Source organism: Actinopolymorpha sp. B11F2, from assembly GCF_040195635.1.
Classification (GTDB): Bacteria; Actinomycetota; Actinomycetes; order Propionibacteriales; family Actinopolymorphaceae; genus Thermasporomyces.
Genome location: NZ_JBEFTX010000009.1, coordinates 42,694 through 61,245, shown reverse-complemented (window position 1 = coordinate 61,245; position 18,552 = coordinate 42,694). Strand labels below are relative to the sequence as shown.

The following is an 18,552-nucleotide window of genomic DNA, read 5'->3' as shown; positions in this document are numbered from 1 at the left end:
CCTTCAGGACAGCCGGCGGGCGCCGGGTGACGGCTCCGCGACGAACCACGCGGGCGTTGTGAACCCGGCCGCGGAGAACGCCGTCGCCACCCGCTGGGCGACGGCCTCCGCCGCGTCGGCTTCCACCAGCGCGATGACGCAGCCGCCGAAGCCGCCGCCAGTCATCCGCGCGCCGAGCGCTCCCGCGTCGAGTGCGGCCTCGACGGCGGTGTCGAGTTCGGGCACCGTCACCTCGTAGTCGTCCCGCAGCGAGGCGTGCGACGCGGTGAGCAGTGGGCCGATCTCGCGCGCGGACGAGGTGCGCAGGCGCTCGACGGTCTGGCGTACCCGGTCGTTCTCGGTGACCACGTGGCGTACCCGGCGACGTACGACCTCATCCGGCAGGCGTTCCAACGCCTCGTCGAGTGCGGTGCCGTCACGGGAGGGGTCGTCGAGGTCGCGCAGCGCGGACAGGCCCAGTGTCGCGGCAGCCTCCTCGCACGTACGCCGGCGGAGGGCGTACTCCCCGTCGACCAACCGGTGCGGTGCGCGGGTGTCGATCACCAACAGGGCAAGGCCTTCGGCGGCAAGGGAGAACGGCACCTGTGCGGTGTCGAGTGACCGGCTGTCGAGGAACAACACGTGGTCGCGGGTGCAGAGCAGCGCCGCCGACTGGTCCATGATGCCGCACGGTACGCCGACGAACGCGTTCTCGGCGTGCTGCGCGATCCTCGCGAGCGCCGCGCGTTCGACCGCGAGATCGTGCAGGTCGACGGCCGCGAGTGCGGTCGCGCATTCCAGGGCCGCCGACGACGACAGACCGGCGCCGAGCGGGACATCACCGTCGACCAGGATGTCCATGCCCGCGACGTCGTAGCCCGCGTCCCGCAGCGCCCACACCACACCGGCGACATAGGCCGCCCAGCCGTCGACCTTGCCCGGCGCCAACCCGTCGACGGGGGTCTCGACCCGGCCATCGGCCTGCTGGGATGCCAGGCGGAGCAGGCCGTCGTCGCGTTTCGCCACGGTCGCCACGACACTGTGTGGCAATGCCAACGGCAGGACGAAGCCGTCGTTGTAGTCGGTGTGCTCACCGATCAGGTTGACCCGACCGGGAGCCACCCACGCACCGTCGGGCGCGTGTCCGAACGTCTCCTCGAACCTCTCGCGCAGGTTCACCGTGCACTCCCTCCCGCCGCCGCACTTCCGCCTGCCGCCGCACTTCCGCCTGCCGCCGCACTTCCGCCTGCCGCCGCACTTCCGCCTGCCGCCGCACTTCCGCCTGCCGCCGCACTTCCGCCTGCCGCCGCACTTCCGCCTGCCGCTTCCGACTGTCCCAGCCGGAAGGCCCACGCGTCGGTCACCATCGTGTCAAGGTCGCGTTGCGGGGACCACCCGAGCTCGCTCCTCGCCCGCTCGTTCGACGCCACCAGGGCGGGCGGATCACCTGGCCGGCGTGGGTTATCGGTGACCGGGACCGGCCGCCCGGTGACCCGGCGTACGGCGTCAAGCACTTCCTGCACCGTCGAACCCGCGCCCGTGCCCAGGTTGCACACCAGGTGTCGGCCGGGCGCCGCGGCGTCGAGGGCCCGCAGGTGGGCGTCGGCGAGATCGACCACATGGAGATAGTCACGGACGGCGGTTCCGTCGCGGGTCGGGTAGTCCGTGCCGAAGACCTTCGCCTGCTCGACCTCGCCGGCCGCCACCGCGAGAAGGTTCGGGATCAGGTGCGTCTCGGGGTCGTGTCGCTCACCGAGCTGGCCATAGGCCCCCGCGACGTTGAAGTAACGGAGGCTCACCGCGGCCAGGTCGTAGGCACGGGCCTCACCTTCGAGCATCCGGTCGACGGCCAACTTCGAAGCACCGTAGGGATTCGTCGGCACCGGTGGGGTGTCCTCGGTGATCGGCATCGTCGCCGGCTCGCCATAGGTGGCCGCCGTCGAGGAGAACACGATCCGTCGAACGCCGTGTGCGCGCATCGCGTCGAGCAGCGCCAACGAACCACCGACATTGCCCCGCCAGTAGCGATCCGGGCGCCGCACGGACTCCGCGACGAGAGACTTGGCGGCGAAATGCAGGACCCCGTCGTACGACGGATCGAGCACGTCACCGGCACTGTCAACTCCACCTTGCACGAAACTCGCGCCGGCCGGTACCGCGTCGGCATGACCGGTCGAGCAGTCGTCGAGCACGGTCACGTCGTGGCCGGCCTCGAGCAGCAACGCGGTGACGATCCCGCCGATGTAGCCCGCGCCTCCGGTGACGAGCAACTTCACAGCGACTCCCGCAGCCGAGTGGCGATGTCTTCAGGTCGTACGTCGTTGATCCAGACACCCATCGCCGACTCCGAACCGGCGAGGTACTTCAGCTTGTTCGGCGCGCGGCGGATCGAGAACACCTGCAGGTGAAGGGACATGAGATCACGGCCGGCCCGCGTCGGCGCCTGGTGCCAGGCGGCGATATAGGGCAGAGGGTCTTCGGCAGTGCCTTCCTGGTGGTGCTGGTCCCCGACAGTGCTTTCCCGGGGACGACCCCGGACCCCGAAGTAGCCGTCCAGCGCACGCAGCAACTGCAGGTAGAGCGGCCCGAAGTCGTCGCGTTCGGCATCGGTGAGCGCGGGCAGGTCGGGCACCCGGCGACGCGGATGGAGCTGCACCTCGACGGGCCAGCGTGCGGCCGCCGGCACGAACGCCGTCCAGTGGTCGGTCTCGGCGACGACCCGTATCCCCTCGGCACGTTCGGCGGCCAGCAGGTCGTCGAAGAGATTCCCCGACGTCCGGGCGGCGTACGCCCGGGCCGATGCCAGCATCCGCCGCGTCCTCGGCGTGACGAAGGGATAGGCATAGATCTGCCCGTGCGGATGGTGCAGCGTGACGCCGATCTCCTCGCCGCGGTTCTCGAAGCAGAACACCTGCTCGACGCCCGGCATGGCTTTCAGCTCGGCGGTGCGGTCGGCCCAGGCCTCCATGACCGTCCGCACGCGTGTCGGCGTCAACGAACCGAACCCCGTGCCGTGCTCCGCGGTGAAGCAGACCACCTCGCACCGACCCACACCCGGCCGGCGCGCGAAGGGGTCGGGCGTCTCGGAGTCCACCTCGGGCACGCCGCCGCCCGCACCGGCCGCCGCGCTGATCACCGCGTCGGGGGGATCCAGGAGGCCGAACGACGGAAACCGGTTCTCGAACACGGCCACGTCGTAGTCGCTCGCCGGGATCTCCGTCAGCCGTCCCGGGCGCGACGGGCACAGCGGGCACTGGTCAGCCGGCGGCAGGAAGGTCCGGCCCTGCCGGTGCGCGGCGACCGCGACCCACTCGTCGAGGACCGCGTCGTAGCGAAGCTCCGATCCGCCGGCACGCTCCGGAAGGTCCCGCAGGTCGAGGGCCGACCGGTCCGCGCCGTCGGTCTCGTCGAAGTAGATCAGCTCGCGTCCGTCAGCCAGCCGGGTGGTCGTTTTCTTCATGCCTGCCCGAAATCTCCCCACCGGTCCGAGGCGCGAGGTCCTCGCGACCCTCGCGCGACATCGCGTACGACGAATCTCCCCGACGAATCCGCGCGGCTCTGCGCGACGAAACCGATCCGGTCCCGCATACGTCGGACAAACCTTAGAAGCTCCACGAGATCCCATCCTGCCGGGCCACTCCCAGAAGGGTTCGTTACCGTGCGCCGTGCGGCGCCTCATACTCTTGGGCCATGGCGAAGACCAGCGGTCCCGGCTCCCATACCGGCAGCCTGCGCCACTGAGCAGGCGGTGACCAGCACATGAACGGCGTCCTGGCCAACATCGGACTCGCGCTGATCTTCGTCCTCATCGGCGGTGTTTTCGCCGCGGCCGAGATGGCGCTCGTGTCCCTCCGGGAAGGTCAGGTCAAGACTCTGGCCCAACGCGGTCGGCGCGGCGAGCGGGTGGCGCAGCTGACCCGGGACCCGAACCTGTTCCTGTCCTCGGTCCAGATCGGTGTCACGCTGTCGGGCTTCCTCGCCTCGGCATTCGCGGGCGCGAACCTGTCCTCGGACCTGGCGCCGGTGCTCCGACGGATCGGGGTGCCAGGTGGCGCCTCGGAGCCGGTGGCGCTGGTCCTGATCACCGTGGCCGTGTCGTACGTCTCGATCGTCCTCGGCGAGCTGGCTGCCAAGCGCCTGGCTCTGCAGAACGCCGAAACGTTCTCGATGGCGCTCGGCCCGTTCATCCACCGAGTGGCGCGCCTGTGCCGGCCGATCATCTGGTTCCTGTCCAAGTCCACCAACGTCGTCGTACGCCTGCTTGGTGGTGACCCGAACGTCGGCCGCGAGCAGATGTCCGACGAAGAGTTGCGCGAGCTCGTCTCCGCCCACGAGACCCTCGGTGAGGAGGAGCGGGCGATCGTCGACGAGGTGTTCGCCGCCGGTAGCCGGCAGTTGCGCGAGGTGATGCTGCCGCGGACCGAGGTCGACTTCCTCGACGCCGACATCCCCGTCTACAAGACCGTCAAGATGGTCAGCGACCGGCCGCACTCGCGCTACCCGGTCATGCGGGGTGACGCCGACGACGTGGTGGGCTTCGTCCACGTCCGCGACCTGCTGAACCCCGAGGTCGCCACCCGCTCGGTGCGGGTGGGCGACCTGGCGCGGGAGGTGCTGCTGCTGCCCGGCACGAAGCGGCTGCTGACGGCGCTGTCGGAGATGCGTTCGACCAGCCAGCACCTCGCGATCGTGCTCGACGAGTACGGCGGGACGGCCGGCATCGTCACCCTCGAGGACCTGGTCGAGGAGCTCATCGGCGACATCCGGGACGAGTACGACACGGTGGCCGAGGCCTCGTCACGCCGGCTGGTCTCCGGCGATGTCGAGGTCGAGGGTCGACTGGGGCTCGACGACTTCACCGACGAGACCGGGATCAGCGTTCCGGACGGCCCGTACGAGACGGTGGCCGGGTTCGTCATCGCCCGGCTGGGACATCTGCCGTCGGTGGGGGAGCAGGTGGAGTTCGAGGGGCACCTGTTCACGGTGATCGAACTCGACGGCCGCCGGGTTGCCCGGTTGCGGTTCAGCCCGCGCCCGCCGGACGCCGCGCCCGAGCCGGCTGCCTCCCGCCCCGCCGCAGCGGCGCCGCCCGCCGAGTGACGTCAGCCGGCAGGAGTCCCGCCGCGCGTGCCGCCCGCCGAGCCCGCAAATGACCACGCTGAGCAGGCCTCTGGTACCCGGACAAGGCGTCGGCACCTGTTTCGCGACCACCGGCATGGGCAGCGTGGTCATTTGCCGGCCCCGGGCGCAGGCCGGGTCGGGGCCCAGGGCGGAGGCCGGGTCGCTGGCCCAGGTGGCGGCCGCGCCGCTGGCCCAGGTGGCGGCCGCGCCGCTGGCTCAGGTGGCGGCCGGGTCGCTGGCCCGGGTGGCGGCCGAGGACAGGGCCGGTTCGGGTTGACCGGGTGGACTCGCGGATCGACGGCGTATCGAGCCCTGGCACAATCTTGGGCATGTCGCGACCGCGCGTGTTCTCGGGCATCCAGCCCACCGCTGACTCGTTCCACCTCGGCAACTATCTCGGCGCCGTCCGGCAGTGGGTGGCGATGCAGGACACCTCCGACGCGCTGTACTGCGTGGTCGACCTGCACGCGATCACGATGGGCCATGACCCGGCTCTGCTGAAGGAGCGCACGCTGCGTTCGGTGGCCCAGCTCGTGGCCGCTGGTCTCGACCCGGAGCGGTGCACGCTCTTCGTCCAGAGCCACGTCGCCGAGCACGCCCAGCTCGCCTGGGTCCTGGGGTGCCTCACCGGCTTCGGCGAGGCCAGCCGGATGACACAGTTCAAGGACAAGACGGCTCGCGGCGGCGCGGAGAGCGCAACGGTGGGCCTCTTCACCTACCCGGTCCTCATGGCCGCCGACATCCTGCTCCACCGCACCAACGCCGTTCCGGTCGGCGAGGACCAGCGTCAGCACCTCGAGCTCACCCGCGACGTGGCACAACGCTTCAACGCCCGCTTCGGCGAGACGTTCGTCGTGCCGGAGCCGTTCATCCTCGCCGAGACGGCGAAGATCTACGACCTGCAGGACCCCAGGGCCAAGATGAGCAAATCGGCGTCCGCGCCCGGCGGCATCATCGAACTGCTCGACGATCCGGCGGTGTCGGCCAAGCGCATCCGCAGCGCGGTCACCGACTCCGGCCGCGAGGTCCGCTTCGACGAGAACGAGAAGCCGGGCGTGTCGAACCTGCTCAGCATCCTCTCGGCCCTGACCGGCCGGCCCGTCCCCGAGTTGGAGGAGGCGTACGCCGGCAAGGGTTACGGCGACTTCAAGCGGGACGTCGCCGATGCGGTCGCGGAGTTCGTGACACCCTTGCGGGAGCGCACGATGGCACTTCTCGAAGACCGTGAGACCCTCGACGGCATCCTCGCCCGCGGCGCCGACCGCGCCCGGGACACGGCGGTGGACACCCTGCGCACCGTGTACGAGCGCATCGGATTCGTACCCTCGAAACGATAGGTGGTCGCGCGTGCGCACGATCGGCGTCGCCATCGCGATCCCGGAGCCGTACGGCGGCGAACTTCAGCGCTGGCGAGCGGCTCTCGGTGATCCACTGGCCGAGGCGATCCCCACCCACGTCACGTTGCTCCCGCCGACGCGGCTCGTCGACGAGGAGATGCCGGCGATCGAACGGCACCTTCTTGCGGTGGCGGAGTCGGGCCGTCCGTACGACATGCGACTGCACGGCACCGGCACCTTCCGTCCCGTCTCGCCGGTGGTGTTCGTCGCCGTGGCCGAGGGCATCTCGTCGTGCGAACGCCTCGCCACCGGTATTCGCAGCGGGCCACTCACGCGGGAGCTCGCTTTTCCGTACCACCCGCACGTCACCATCGCCCACGACCTGCCCGACCACATGCTGACGAAGGCGTACGAAGCACTCGACCTCTACGAATGCGCCTTCACCGTGGAGGCGTTCAGCCTCTTCGAACACGGCGCCGACTCGGTGTGGCGGCCGCAGCGGGACTTCGCTCTCGGCGGGCCCCTTCCCGGTCCGCATCCACCGCCCGATCCCGGGTAGCGATAGGACGTGAACCTGGAGCGGATCAAGGACCGGCTGCGGGCGGTCCTTGAGCGGGCCCGGGCGCGCTCCGGCCTGCTCGACCATCTCGTGCGGGCGGTCGAGCACTACTCGGCGGTGATGGGTACCCAGCTGGCGGCCGCCGTCACGTACTTCGCGTTCCTGTCGTTCTTCCCGCTGGTCGCCTTGTGCTTCGCCGCGGTCGGTTTCGGGGTCGCCTTCATCCCGGGCGTGGAGCAGGCGGTGACGTCGGGACTGGTGCAGACGTTCCCCGGCATGATCGGGAACGCACCGAACCAGATCGACGTCCAGGCGATCGCCCGCCAGAAGGCGAATGTCGGCGTGATCGGGCTCCTTGTCCTCCTCTATTCGGGGCTCGGCTGGGTCTCGGCGCTGCGTACGTCCCTGCAGGCGGTGTTCGAGTCCGCGCCGGAACGCAAGCGTGGACTGGTCAAGGGCAAGGCCTACGACCTCCTGGTGCTCGTGGTCGTCGGCATCGTGCTGGTCACATCGGTCGGTGTGGGCACGGCGGTGACGGGGTTCACCGAGATCATCCTCGACCTGCTGGGACTCCGCGGCGTGCCCGGAGCGGGCGCGCTGCTGTGGGTGGGCGCGCTGCTGGTCGGGGTTGCGGCGAGCGTCCTGCTCTTCTTCGTGATCTACCGGGTGCTGCCCCGGCACGACGTGTCCGACCGGGCGATCCTGGGGGGCGCGTTGCTGGCAGCCGTCGGGTTCGAGGTGCTCAAGCAGCTGGCGAGCATCGTGATCGGATTCGTGACGAGGAACCCGTTGTACGGCGCCTTCGCGATCATGGTCGCGCTACTGGTGTGGATCAACTACTTCTCCCGGCTGGCGGTCCTCGGCGCCGCCTGGGCCGTCACCACTCGCGACGAGCAGCCTCCGGACGAGCGAACCCCCGAGGGGCCCACCTCCGCCCCCGGCGACCCCACCACCACCCCGTGATCATGATCGTGATCATGAAGGGTTTGCGGCGTATATACGCGACATCTTTTCATGATCATGGGACCCCACGCGCGGCCACGCCGTCGCGGGAGCCACGCCGTCAGGTGGTCTGCTTACCGCGGGCGGTGTCGGGTGGCCTGCCTGCCGCGGGCGGCGTCGGGTGGTCTGCCTGCCGCGGGCGGTGTCGGGTGGTCTGCCTGCCGCGGGCGGTGTCGGGTGGCCTGCTAGCCGTGGGCGGTGTCGGGTGGTCTGCCTGCCGCGGGCGGTGTCGGGTGGTCTGCCTGCCGCGGGCGGTGTCGGGTGGCCAGCTAGCCGCGGGCGACGGCGCGGGTCCGGGCGTCGGACTGGCGTCGGGAACGGACGTAGCCGTAGACCCGCATGCTGGCCAGCACGATGAACAGCGCCCCGGCCGCCCAGATCCACAGCGGCAGGCGTTGCAGCGCTCGTGGAAGCACCGCCACCGTGGTGTCGACCGGTGGCGCCGCACCGACGGTCGGTGCTCCGGTTGCCCCGTCGGCCCCGGCCGCGGGTGCCTCTGCCGGGGCGGTGTTGGGTCCGGCCGTGGGGGTCAGCGCCGCCGTCTGGGCCTCGACCGCCTGGGTGACGTCCTTGGCGGTGACGAGGGTGCCGACGGGGGTGATGTCGCCGGCAACGGAGTAGCCCCAGTCGAGTAGGTCCGCTGCCTTCTCCCATGACGGGCTGTCGGTACGCATCAACGACACGACGAGGCGCCGGCCCTGCCGCTCGGCGGCGCCGATCAGCGTGTGGTGCGCCTTGGTCGTGTAGCCGTTCTTGACGCCGATGGCGCCTGGGTACTCCGTCATCAGGTCGTTGAGGTTCTGGATCTGGAACGTCTTGCCGTTCCGTCCGGGGAAGTCGTAGCGCAGGGTCGATGCGTACTTGCGGAAGTCCGGCCGCTCCAGGCCGGCCCGCGCGAAGAGCGCGAGGTCATAGGCCGACGACACCTGACCTGGTTCGTCGAGCCCGCTGGTGTTGACCACGTGGGTGTCGTACGCGCCGAGCCGGGCAGCTTCGTCCATCATCAGCCCGAGTGCGGTATCCATGCCGCCGCTGGCGTTGGCGAGCGCGTTGGCGGCGTCATTGCCCGACGGAAGGAAGAGGCCGTAGAAGAGCTGGTCGATCGTGTAGATGCGGTCGGCTTCCAGACCGACCTTGCTGCCCTCCATGTCCGCGTCGGCGCGGACAGCGGTGTAGCGGGCGCGTTTGTCCAACCTGGGCAGCAGGGTGAGTGCGGTGAGTGTCTTGAGTGTGCTCGCGGGGGGCAGCCGCAGGTGGGGGTTCTTGGCCGCGAGGATCTCGCCGGTGTCGATGTCGGCGACGACGTAGGACTTGACGTCGACGTCGGGCGGTTCCTTTGCCGCGCCGGGATCGACGATCACCTTGTCGAGCTCGGCGAGAGACTCACCACCGACGGGGCCCTGGAACGGGCTTCCCTCGCGGCCGCCGGGCGCGGGCGACTCCGTCGCGTCGGGACTCGCGCTGGGCTTGGCTGTGGGAGTGCCGGGGGCGAGGGGTACGACCGGCTGGGCGGTCGCGGGTAGCGTGACCACGCTGAGCGAGATCAGGGTGGCGAGGACGGCCACGGCGGCGGTGCGCGTGGCACGACGACAACGAGTACGGAAGTCCCGAGTCATGGTGCCGTCAGAGTAGTACGCCCAGTTCAGATGCCGTTTGTGTCGACCCGATCATTCCGCAATCCTGGGAGCAATATGAGAGCGCCTGACTTCGTAGTGTCACCAAGTCGTGATGATCTTCGCGCTGCCGCCGCCCGGTTGGCGCCGCATGTCAGGCGTACGCCGGTCATGGAGATCGACGGCGGCGACCTTGGCACAAAAGCGCGGGTCGTCCTCAAGCTCGAACTTCTGCAGCACACCGGTTCGTTCAAGGCCCGTGGCGCTCTCAACACGTTGCTCACCCGGTCGGTCCCCGTCGGCGGTGTCGTGGCCGCGTCCGGCGGCAACCACGGTGCGGCAGTGGCATGGGCAGCGAGCCGGGCAGGCGTACCCGCGCAGGTCTTCGTCCCCGCGACGTCCCCTCCGGTGAAGGCGCGCCGGATCGCGGCCTACGGCGCCACCGTCGTCGTCGTCGTGGACGGGTACTACCCCGACGCCCTGGCCGCGAGCCGGGAGTGGGCGGCCGACCGACAGGTCACCGAGGTTCATGCGTACGACGCTTCCGAAGTGGTCGCCGGGCAGGGCTCGCTCGGTCTCGAACTCGCCGACCAGGTCCTGGACGCCGACCAGGTGCTGGTGTCGTGCGGTGGCGGAGGACTCTTCGCCGGTGTGGCTCTCGCCCTCGATGGCGGCCCGACGGTGCTCCCCGTCGAGCCCGAACGGTGCCGCACCCTCCACGCGGCACTGGCAGCCGGCGGACCCGTCCAGGGCGAGGTGGGTGGGGTGGCGGCCGACAGCATGGGTGCCGCGACCGCGGGCCGGATCGCTTACGAGGTTGCCGCGAGCAGAAGCATCACTCCGCCACTTGTCCCGGACGACGCGATCGTGGCGGCGCGGGAGTTCCTGTGGGAGCGTTGCCGGATCCTGGCCGAGCCTGGTGGTGCGACCGCGTTCGCGAGCCTGTTCTGCGGTGCGGTGCGCCCCGCCGCCGGTACGACCGTCGTGGTCGTCGTCTCCGGCGGCAACACACTCGAGATACCGGACGCGACGTCCGAGGCGTGACGCGCCCGCTCAGCTCGCCGGGTCCCGGCGTCGCTCAGCTCGCCAAGCCCTCCAGCCAAGGATGGCGAGCACCACGGCGATCGCAAGATTGACCACGATGAGAACCGTGTGCGCGACGTAGAACCCGGTCGGCCGGCCCTCGGTCGCGGCGAGGTTACGGATGAACACGGCATAGGTCACGACATTCCACGCGGCGACGACGAGCAGGAACGCGGCGATCCTTCTGGTGATGCGCACCCGTCAAGTATGCGTACGTGCGCGGGCACTCGTACGCACGCGTGCCCTGCGGCCGGTGGCGGCGTGGACCTCGAGCATGGCGGATACGGACGCGCTCCACGGATAGCACTCCGCCTGCTCGCGCGCGGCCTTTCGGCGGGCGTCGCGGTCGCGCGCCAGCACACCGGTCACCGCGGCCGCGAGTGCCCGCGGATCTGGTTTCGCCCAGGCACCCGAGGCCAGCGTGACGAGCTCCCGGCCACCACCGGTGTCCGCCGTCACGACCGGCGTACCGCAGGCGAGCGCCTCGAGGATCGCCAGCCCGAACGTCTCGAACGGGCAGACCGACAGCGACACGTCCGCGACGGCGAGTTCGGCGGCCAGCGCGAGCCGGTCACCGACGTACGGATGGAACACGACCGGTGCGTCGCCGGCGAGGTCCTGCAGGGCCGCGCGGTCCGGTCCGTCACCGAAGACGTCGAGCCGGAACGCGAACCGCTGCCGGTGCAGCTCGACCGCGGTCGCGACGGCGAGGTCGGGCCGCTTCTCCTGCGACAACCGGCCGGCGTGGATGAGACGCGGGACCTCGCCATCGCGGTCGGCGCCTGCGGCAGCGGCGGCAGCGGCGGCAGCGTTGGCGGCGTGGGCAGCGTTGGCACGGGTGGCAGCGGGCGAAACGCGGTCCGGATGGAACGTCGTGAGGTCCACGCCAAGCGCGACCTGGCGTACCGGCCGCACCGCGACCCGCTCGAACTCCCGCGCCGCGAAGGCCGACGTGACCACCACCTGGTCGAACCGCCGCAGCAACGACCGGTTGAGGAGGTTGACGCCCGCGACCAGGCCGGGCCGCCACCCGATCCGCGGACTGAGGTGGGTGTCGAGGCGCTCGTGGGAGAGTAGGACACTGCCGCCGCCGTGCCGCCGCGCCCAGCTCGCGGCGGTCGTCATCGTGAGCTTGTCCGACACCTCGACGTTGGTGGGGCGCAGCCGGTCGAGTACGTCGCGGATCCGCCAGGTCTCGGGGACCATGCGGTAGGACGTACCGGGCAGGAGTGGGGCGCGGAACGTCACGACCAGGCCGTGCTCGGTCTCCTCCCACGCGTCGTGAGGCCCGGGAACCAGCAGGGACCGGCGGTGCCCAGCCTCGACGTACCCACGACCGAGCGCGTCGATGGCGGTACGCAGACCGCCGGACGAGGGGCCGTAGAAGTTCGCCAGCTGGGCGATGTGCATCGATGTCCTCCGGTCACGGGCGGCTGGTCGTGCGTATGGCGGCGACTCAGGCAGCGAGCGTCGGTGTCGCCGGCCGGCGGAGGACCGCGCGGTAGTGCACCTCGATCAGCTCGTCGAGGATGCGCTCCCAACTGCGCTCGCGCACCGACATCCGGGCGGCCTCGCCCATCTCCTGCCGCAGCGGCTCGTCGTGGGCCAGCTCGAGTACCGCATCCTGGAACGCCTGCACCGCCGCGTCGGACTCGACCGGCGGATACAGCAGGCCCGTACGCCCCGGAACGACGAGATCGAGCAGGCCGCCAGCGGCCGGGGCCACGACGGGTACGCCGCTGGCGAGTGCCTCCTGGGCCGCCTGGCAGAACGTCTCGTGCGCTCCGGTGTGGACGAAGACGTCGAGGGAGGCGATGGCCCGGGCCAGGTCGAGGCCGCCCTGCATACCGAGGAACGCCGCGCCGGGTGCCTGCTCGCGTACCTCGTCGATGGCAGGTCCGTCACCGACGACGACGAGCCGGACACCGGGCAGCCCCGCGATGTGCCGGAGCAGGTGGACCCGCTTCTCGGTTGCCACGCGTCCGACGTAGCCGACGAGGACCTCGCCGCCCGGCGCGAGGCGGTGGCGAAGGCCCGGGTCCCGGCGGGAGGGGTGGAACCTCCGCAGATCGACACCGCGCGGCCAGCAGTGCAGGCGCGGCACCTTGATCTCGGCGAGCTGTGCCAGTGCCGCCCGGGACGGCGCGAGCGTCCGGCCGGCACGGGCGTAGCTCCGCCGCATCCACGCCCACAGCGCGCGCTCGACCCCGACGAAGCCGTACTGCTGGGCGAAGCCCACCACGTCGGTCTGGTAGATGGCGACGGTCGGGATGGCGAACTTCTCCGCCGTACGCAGCGCTGACATGCCGAGCATCAGCGGCGACGCGAGGTGGATGACGTCCGGTGCGAACTCGGTCACCGCCTTGCGTAACCCCGCGTCGGGAAGCCCGAGCGGGAAGTCGGGGTACATCGGCAGCGGCAGGCTGCGCACCCGGACGACGGGGGTGGGACCATGAGCGTCCTCACCTGGGCCTGGTGCGACGATGAGTGCCTGGTGCCCCCGCTCGACGAGATGGTCCACCAGGTGTCGCACCGAGTTGGCGACACCGTTGACCTGGGGCAAGAAGGACTCTGCGATGACGGCGACTCGCACGACTCCCCACGTTCGTGGTTGCAGGTAAACGGGCGGGACTGATCGTATTGCCGATCCGGGTCGAGTCTATGAGCCCTTCTGACCTGGACGCTTGTGGCGCCGTACGCTGGCGGCATCCGTGTCGGCAGGATGACGCTGAGACACAATTGCCGCTGGGCTCCGCCCACTGGAGGCGTACCGCCTCCTGGGGCCGCCGAGGCACACACGCCGGAGGACGCCGGATGACTGATCGTTCCGAGCCGGAGGCGGTCCCGACGCCTCCCAGAGTGACCGAGTCGGGACTTCCGTTCCGTGCCGTCTACGGACCGTCAGATCTCGCCGGCTGGGATCCGGCGGACAAGATCGGCGAACCTGGACGGTATCCGTACACCCGCGGTGTGTACGCGTCGATGTACACGGGTCGGCCGTGGACGATGCGGCAGTACGCGGGGTTCGGGACGGCGGCGGAGTCGAACCGGCGCTACCACCACCTGATCGAGGCCGGCAACGCGGGACTGTCGGTGGCGTTCGACCTGCCGACGCAGATGGGGTACGACTCGGACGCGCCGGTCGCGCACGGTGAGGTCGGCAAGGTCGGCGTGGCCATCGACTCGATCGACGACATGCGGTTGCTCTTCGACGGGATCCCGCTGGATCAGGTCTCGACGTCGATGACGATCAACGCGCCGGCCGCGGTGTTGCTGCTGCTCTACCAGTTGGTGGGGGAGGAGCACGGTGTCGCGCCCGGCCGGCTGAGCGGCACGATCCAGAACGACGTGCTGAAGGAGTACATCGCGCGGGGCACCTACATCTACCCGCCCAAACCGTCGCTGCGGTTGGTGTCTGACATTTTTGCGTACTGTCAAGCGGAGCTTGCGCGGTTCAACACGATCTCGATCTCGGGCTACCACATGGCAGAGGCGGGGGCGACGCCGGCTCAGGAGATCGCGTTCACGTTGGCGAACGGGATCGAGTACGTCCGGGCGGCGGTCGCGGCGGGGCTTGCCGTGGACGACTTCGCGCCGCGGTTGTCGTTCTTCTTCGTGGCGCGGACGACGTTGCTGGAGGAGGTGGCGAAGTTCCGCGCGGCGCGGAGGATCTGGGCGCGGGTGATGCGGGAGGAGTTCGGGGCCGCGAACCCGAAGTCGATGATGCTGCGGTTCCACACCCAGACTGCCGGGGTGCAGCTGACCGCGCAGCAGCCGGAGGTCAACCTGGTCCGGGTGGCGCTGCAGGGACTGGCCGCGGTGCTGGGGGGCACGCAGTCGCTGCACACGAACGCCTACGACGAGGCGATCGCGTTGCCGAGTGAGAAGGCGGCGCGGTTGGCGGTGCGTACCCAGCAGGTGTTGGCGTACGAAACCGACGTGACGAAGACCGTCGACCCCTTCGCAGGGTCGTACGCCGTGGAGTCGTTGACCGACGCTGTGGAGGACGAGGCGGTCGCGCTCATGGAGCAGGTCTCCGACCTCGGGGGTGCGGTGGCGGCGATCGAGAAGGGCTTCCAGAAGGCCGAGATCGAGCACGCGGCCTACCGGATCGCCCGGCAGATCGACGACGGGGAACGCGTCGTCGTCGGGGTCAACCGGTTCGTGACGCCCGACGACGAGGCGTACCAGCCGCTGCGGGTCGACCCGGCGATCGAGGAGGCCCAGCGGGACCGGTTGGCGAAGCTGCGCGCGGACCGCTCCGGCGCCGAGGTCGATCGCGCACTGGCGGCGTTGCGAGAGGCGGCGGCCGGCGCCGACAACGTGCTCTATCCGATGAAGGATGCCCTCGCCGCCCGCGCCACAGTCGGCGAGGTCTGCGACGCCCTCCGCTCCGTGTGGGGCGTCTACCACCCCGCCGACGCCCTCTGACCCCTCGCGGGTATCCGGGCGGCGTCAGGGTGGGATCCCGGGTGTGGGCGGGATTCGGGCGTGGGCGGGGATTCGGGCGTGGGCGGGGATTCGGGCGTGGGCGGGGATTCGGGCGTGGGCGGGGATTCGGGCGTGGGCGGGGATCCGTACCAGATTCGAGTGGGATCCGGGCCGGGGCGGGTACTCGTGCCGAATTCGGCTGGCTGCACGTGTGCGGCCATCATGGTCACCGTCCTTCCCGTGATCATGATCGTGATCATGAAGGCCCTGCGGAGCTATAGCCCCTTCGGCCTTCATGGTCCGGTTTCGCTTCATGGTTCGGCCAGTTGGGGTCGCCGTGGCAGGTAGCGCGGGACCGACGTCGGTCCTGCGGCGGTGGGGCGAGGTCGTATGGATGGGTCCCTCCGGGCGTGTGCCGCCGCCGGGTTTGGTGCGGGATGGCGCCGCAGGGGTTGGTGCCGCCGGGTGCCGCCGTCCCGTGGTTGGTGCCGCGAGATGGCGTCGCAGGGGCTGGTGCCGCCGGGTTTGGTGCCGCGGGATGGCGTCGCCGGGTGCCGCCGCCGCGGGATGGCGTCGCCGGGTGCCGCCGCCGCGGGATGGCGCCTCAGGGTTTGGTGCCGCGGGATGGCGTCGCCGGGTGCCGCCGCCGCGGGGTGCCGCCGGGTGTGGCGGTCCATTGGGTGCCGTGCGCCAGAAACTGTCCACAGGTGCGAAATCGGCCCAGTCGTCCACAGCCTGGTCCCGGGCAGCCACCTGACTGCGTAGGGCCGTCCATGCTCGAACCATGGCTGAACACCGGATACCGCGAAGCCTCCGCGAGACCATCGCGGCGCAGGAGGGCGTCCTCACCCGCCAGCAGCTCACCCACGCGGGCCTTCCCGGGGCCTCGTGCGTAGCAACGTGAGAGCAGGGCGCTGGCAGCGCGTGCTTCCACGGGTATACGCCACCTTCACTGGCCCGCTGACACGCTCTGCGCAAGTCTGGGCCGCCCTGTTGTACGCCGGCGCAGGGGCGACCGTGAGTCATGAGACCGCGGCAGAGCTGTGGGTCCTCGTCGACCAGCCGGGGCACGGTGTTCACGTGACGATCGGCGTGGATCGCCGGGTGAGAAGCCTGGTAGGCGTACGAATCCACTACTCGTACCGACTCGACGCGACCCGGCATCCCCACCGAAGCCACCGGTGACGAACGTCGACGAGACCGTCCTCGACCTGGTGGATCAGGCCGAGCGTCCGGAGGACGCCGAGAAGTGGGTGATCCGCGCCTGCCAGCGCCGACGCACGACACCTGAGAGGCTCGGGATCGCGTTGGACGCTCGGAAGAAGATCCGCTGGCGGAGCGAGGTGCAGCGCCTGCTCGTCGACGTGTCGACGGGGGCCGAGTCGCCCCTCGAGATCGCCTACGCCCAGAGGGTGGAGCGTGCCCACGGACTGCCTCCGGGTCGTCGGCAGCGTCGCCGCCGGTTCGGCCAGCAGAGTCGACGGAGCGACGTGGAGTACGAGGACTTTCGGACAGTCGTCGAGCTAGACGGGCTGACAGGCCATACCGAAGAAGTGCGGTTCCGCGACTACCAGCGGGACAACGACACGAGTGTTCGCGGTCGCGTCACCTTGCGGTACGGATGGACGGACACGACGACGAGGAGCTGCCACGTCGCCTGGCAGGTGGCCGAGGTCCTGAAGGTGAACGGCTGGCAGGGCCGCCCGCGACCGTGCGGCCCCTTCTGCGCAGTCGGTGAGCTCGCTGCGTGAGCCAGCGCGGTCGGTGAGCTCGCGGCGTGAGCCAGCGCGGTCGGTGAGCTCGCCCGGACTTGAGTCCGTACTGCTGCGATCACGCCGCGGCGGAGCTTTGTAGGCCGTGGGTCTGGCTCGCCGCGGAACCACCACTTCTCGCCGACTCTCGTTCCGACGCCCCGGCCGAGATCATGAAGCGAAACCGGGCCATGAAGGGAAACAGGGCTATATGTCGCGAGGATCTTCATGATCACGATCATGATCACGGGAAAGGGGGCGTGGCGACAGTGACATGTGCGGGATGCTTGAAGGGGCCTACGCAGCGTGAAACGGGGGTGGCGTGCGTCACAAAAAGGATGGGGTGGACAATCGAAAGGTGCCCCTCGAGGAGGAAATCGCCGCCGAAGTCGACCGGCTCGCCAAGACCTACGCCGACGAGCTGATCCTGTTCCGGCGCGACCTGCATGCCCATCCGGAGCCGAGTCGCGAGGAGTTTCGCACCACGACGGTACTCGTCGATCGGCTCGCCAGCGCGGGTCTCTCACCCACCCGGCTCCCCATCGGCACCGGCCTGTACTGCGACATCGGCAAGCCCCCACCTGGCCTGGGCAGGATCGCCCTCCGCTCCGACCTCGACGCGCTCCGGGTCGCCGACGAGAAGACCGTGCCGTACCGCTCGACGAGGGCCGGTGTCTGCCACGCCTGCGGCCACGACGTCCACACCACGATCGTGCTGGGCGCCGGCCTCGTCCTCGCCGAGCTCGCACAGGCCGGGATGCTCCATCACGGCGTACGCCTGCTCTTCCAGCCCGCCGAGGAGATCATTCCCGGCGGGGCACTCGACGTCATCGCGGCGGGCGGCCTGGACGGAGTCGACCAGATCTTCGCCGTGCACTGCGATCCGCGCCTCGATGTCGGCAAGGTCGGGTTGCGCACCGGCTCGCTGACCTCGGCCGCCGACCGTGTACACGTACGGCTGACCGGCCCCGGCGGGCACACCGCGCGGCCGCATCTCACCGCCGATCTCGTACATGCGCTCGCCACCCTGGTGAGCCAGATGCCCGCTGCCCTGTCCCGTCGGGTGGATCCAAGGGCGGGCCTGACCCTTGTCTGGGGTCGCGTCCACGCCGGCGCGGCCGCCAACGCCATCCCGATGGAGGGCGAGGCAGAGGGGACTCTCCGTTGCCTCGACGCCAAGGTGTGGGCCTCCGCGGCCGAACTCGTCCCCGCTCTCGCGCGGGAGATCGTCGCTCCGTTCGGCGTCAGTGTCCAGGCCGAGGTGCACCGTGGAGTACCTCCGGTCGTCAACGACCCGCTCTCGGTCGCCATCATTCAGGACGCGGCCGAGTCGACGCTCGGCCGCAGTGCGATCGCGCCGACGGACCAGAGCCTCGGTGGCGAGGACTACGCCTGGTACCTCACGAAGATCGCGGGCGCGATGGCGCGGCTCGGCGTCCGCGCTCCGGGCAGCGACGGGCAGTTCGACCTCCACCAGGGGACCTTCGACGTGGACGAGCACGCCATCGCCGTCGGCGTGCGTCTCCTCGTGGCGACGGCACTGCTCGCCGCGACGGACGGCCTCGACGCGCCCGTCCGTCCCGAGCTTCTCTGAGGTCGCCAGCCGCGCGCTCTGCGACGGTAGCGGATGGTGCCTCCGGCACCCTTTTTCCTACGCCAAATGTCACGGGAAGGTT

17 protein-coding genes are annotated in these 18,552 nt (G+C 70.3%); 10 read left to right on the top strand and 7 right to left on the bottom strand.

Translation table 11 applies throughout. The features are described 5' to 3' along the window. Positions 1 to 3: 3 nt before the first annotated feature. Genes galK through galT form a run of 3 tightly spaced genes read right to left on the bottom strand, consistent with a single transcriptional unit; the run spans position 4 to position 3,439 of the window. Complete coding sequence (gene galK / locus ABN034_RS17500; protein WP_349692068.1) at positions 4 to 1,158, bottom strand: galactokinase; 1,155 nt, start codon at positions 1,156 to 1,158, stop codon at positions 4 to 6. Continuing rightward, positions 1,155 to 2,255, bottom strand: coding sequence for a UDP-glucose 4-epimerase GalE (gene galE, locus ABN034_RS17495; RefSeq protein ID WP_349692067.1), 1,101 nt, complete (start codon positions 2,253 to 2,255; stop codon positions 1,155 to 1,157). The genes galK and galE overlap by 4 nt, the downstream gene beginning before the upstream one ends. Next, complete coding sequence (gene galT, locus ABN034_RS17490) at positions 2,252 to 3,439, bottom strand: galactose-1-phosphate uridylyltransferase (protein WP_349692066.1); 1,188 nt, start codon at positions 3,437 to 3,439, stop codon at positions 2,252 to 2,254. The genes galE and galT overlap by 4 nt, the downstream gene beginning before the upstream one ends. A gap of 299 nt (positions 3,440 to 3,738) precedes the next feature. Between galT and ABN034_RS17485 the strand changes: the two genes are divergently transcribed. From ABN034_RS17485 to ABN034_RS17465, 5 genes are read left to right on the top strand one after another with little or no spacing between them, the layout of a single operon-like run. Next, positions 3,739 to 5,079 (top strand): hemolysin family protein, encoded by a 1,341-nt coding sequence (locus ABN034_RS17485; protein WP_349692065.1) that lies wholly within the window; start codon positions 3,739 to 3,741, stop codon positions 5,077 to 5,079. Between the two features lie 49 nt (positions 5,080 to 5,128). Continuing rightward, positions 5,129 to 5,377 (top strand): hypothetical protein, encoded by a 249-nt coding sequence (locus tag ABN034_RS17480; RefSeq protein WP_349692064.1) that lies wholly within the window; start codon positions 5,129 to 5,131, stop codon positions 5,375 to 5,377. A gap of 52 nt (positions 5,378 to 5,429) precedes the next feature. Then, a complete protein-coding gene (gene trpS, locus ABN034_RS17475; protein ID WP_349692063.1) occupies positions 5,430 to 6,437 on the top strand; it encodes a tryptophan--tRNA ligase in 1,008 nt (335 codons plus the stop codon). Between the two features lie 10 nt (positions 6,438 to 6,447). Further along, entirely contained in the window at positions 6,448 to 6,996 is a 549-nt protein-coding gene (locus ABN034_RS17470; RefSeq protein ID WP_349692062.1) for a 2'-5' RNA ligase family protein, read from the top strand. A 9-nt stretch (positions 6,997 to 7,005) separates the two neighbouring features. After that, on the top strand, positions 7,006 to 7,959 hold the full coding sequence (locus ABN034_RS17465; RefSeq protein WP_349692061.1) for a YihY/virulence factor BrkB family protein: 954 nt from the start codon (positions 7,006 to 7,008) through the stop codon (positions 7,957 to 7,959). 308 nt (positions 7,960 to 8,267) lie between these two features. On the opposite strand, the gene ABN034_RS17460 is transcribed toward ABN034_RS17465, so the two are convergent. After that, the gene (locus tag ABN034_RS17460) at positions 8,268 to 9,614 is read right to left on the bottom strand and encodes a D-alanyl-D-alanine carboxypeptidase family protein (protein ID WP_349692060.1); all 1,347 of its coding nucleotides are present in this window, start codon (positions 9,612 to 9,614) and stop codon (positions 8,268 to 8,270) included. A gap of 30 nt (positions 9,615 to 9,644) precedes the next feature. Here ABN034_RS17460 and ABN034_RS17455 point away from each other — a divergent pair, with 30 nt between their 5' ends. Next, on the top strand, positions 9,645 to 10,655 hold the full coding sequence (locus ABN034_RS17455; protein WP_349692059.1) for a serine/threonine dehydratase: 1,011 nt from the start codon (positions 9,645 to 9,647) through the stop codon (positions 10,653 to 10,655). Positions 10,656 to 10,664: 9 nt separating this feature from the next. Here ABN034_RS17455 and ABN034_RS17450 read toward each other — a convergent pair whose 3' ends face one another. The 3 genes from ABN034_RS17450 to ABN034_RS17440 are packed head-to-tail and all read right to left on the bottom strand — an operon-like array spanning position 10,665 to position 13,287. Continuing rightward, entirely contained in the window at positions 10,665 to 10,892 is a 228-nt protein-coding gene (locus ABN034_RS17450) for an SCO4848 family membrane protein (protein WP_349326905.1), read from the bottom strand. 3 nt (positions 10,893 to 10,895) lie between these two features. Next, positions 10,896 to 12,104 (bottom strand): glycosyltransferase, encoded by a 1,209-nt coding sequence (locus ABN034_RS17445; RefSeq protein ID WP_349692058.1) that lies wholly within the window; start codon positions 12,102 to 12,104, stop codon positions 10,896 to 10,898. A gap of 46 nt (positions 12,105 to 12,150) precedes the next feature. Beyond that, complete coding sequence (locus ABN034_RS17440) at positions 12,151 to 13,287, bottom strand: glycosyltransferase family 4 protein (RefSeq protein ID WP_349692057.1); 1,137 nt, start codon at positions 13,285 to 13,287, stop codon at positions 12,151 to 12,153. A 221-nt stretch (positions 13,288 to 13,508) separates the two neighbouring features. Between ABN034_RS17440 and ABN034_RS17435 the strand changes: the two genes are divergently transcribed. The 4 genes from ABN034_RS17435 to ABN034_RS17420 all read left to right on the top strand — a co-directional run bounded on the left by ABN034_RS17435 (position 13,509) and on the right by ABN034_RS17420 (position 18,470). Then, the gene (locus ABN034_RS17435; protein WP_349692056.1) at positions 13,509 to 15,125 is read left to right on the top strand and encodes an acyl-CoA mutase large subunit family protein; all 1,617 of its coding nucleotides are present in this window, start codon (positions 13,509 to 13,511) and stop codon (positions 15,123 to 15,125) included. A 1,017-nt stretch (positions 15,126 to 16,142) separates the two neighbouring features. Beyond that, a complete protein-coding gene (locus ABN034_RS17430) occupies positions 16,143 to 16,310 on the top strand; it encodes a hypothetical protein (RefSeq protein WP_349692055.1) in 168 nt (55 codons plus the stop codon). Continuing rightward, on the top strand, positions 16,307 to 16,876 hold the full coding sequence (locus ABN034_RS17425) for a hypothetical protein (RefSeq protein ID WP_349692054.1): 570 nt from the start codon (positions 16,307 to 16,309) through the stop codon (positions 16,874 to 16,876). Before ABN034_RS17430 ends, ABN034_RS17425 begins: the two co-directional genes overlap by 4 nt. A gap of 343 nt (positions 16,877 to 17,219) precedes the next feature. Then, on the top strand, positions 17,220 to 18,470 hold the full coding sequence (locus ABN034_RS17420) for an amidohydrolase (RefSeq protein WP_349692053.1): 1,251 nt from the start codon (positions 17,220 to 17,222) through the stop codon (positions 18,468 to 18,470). Positions 18,471 to 18,552: the final 82 nt, after the last annotated feature.

What these genes read in the sequence shown, in the direction of transcription:
- ABN034_RS17460 (WP_349692060.1), bottom strand. Translation starts at nt 9,614, where the DNA reads ATGACTCGGGACTTCCGTACTCGTTGTCGTCGTGCCACGCGCACCGCC.
- ABN034_RS17455 (WP_349692059.1), top strand. Translation starts at nt 9,645, where the DNA reads ATGCCGTTTGTGTCGACCCGATCATTCCGCAATCCTGGGAGCAATATG.
- ABN034_RS17485 (WP_349692065.1), top strand. Translation starts at nt 3,739, where the DNA reads ATGAACGGCGTCCTGGCCAACATCGGACTCGCGCTGATCTTCGTCCTC.
- ABN034_RS17445 (WP_349692058.1), bottom strand. Translation starts at nt 12,104, where the DNA reads ATGCACATCGCCCAGCTGGCGAACTTCTACGGCCCCTCGTCCGGCGGT.
- trpS (WP_349692063.1), top strand. Translation starts at nt 5,430, where the DNA reads ATGTCGCGACCGCGCGTGTTCTCGGGCATCCAGCCCACCGCTGACTCG.
- galT (WP_349692066.1), bottom strand. Translation starts at nt 3,439, where the DNA reads ATGAAGAAAACGACCACCCGGCTGGCTGACGGACGCGAGCTGATCTAC.
- ABN034_RS17435 (WP_349692056.1), top strand. Translation starts at nt 13,509, where the DNA reads ATGACTGATCGTTCCGAGCCGGAGGCGGTCCCGACGCCTCCCAGAGTG.
- ABN034_RS17480 (WP_349692064.1), top strand. Translation starts at nt 5,129, where the DNA reads ATGACCACGCTGAGCAGGCCTCTGGTACCCGGACAAGGCGTCGGCACC.